A 343-nucleotide genomic window follows, 5' to 3' on the forward strand; every position below is an offset into this window, starting at 1 on the left:
GCATTGGTAATAAATGTCTTGCTGCCGTTAATTATGTAGTGGCTCTTATCATCCGCGAGCACAGCTCTGGTCTTTGCCGAGAGTGCATCTGAGCCGGATCCTGGTTCGGTCAGGGCATAGCAGGATATTTTTTCAGCAGTGGCAATAACAGGCAGGTAGGCAGCCTTCTGTTCCTCGTTGCCAAAATAGACAATAGGTAGATTGCCGATTCCCGTATGACCACCGTGACCGACAGCAAAGGCACCGGTTGGGCCCAGCTTTTCAGCAATAATGGTTGAGCAGATCTCATCTGTCTCTGTGCCGCCATATTTTTCCGCGATGTCCATGCCGAGGAACCCGTATT

General features: G+C 50.4%; 1 protein-coding gene. It reads right to left on the bottom strand.

Translation table 11 applies throughout. The annotated features are described in order from the left end of the window. Positions 1-326: acyl-CoA dehydrogenase family protein (locus tag ACYQ8U_RS23310; protein WP_459947940.1), on the bottom strand; the 326-nt coding region annotated here is incomplete at its 3' end. Positions 327-343: the final 17 nt, after the last annotated feature.

The organism is Desulfocastanea catecholica (genome assembly GCF_054657295.1).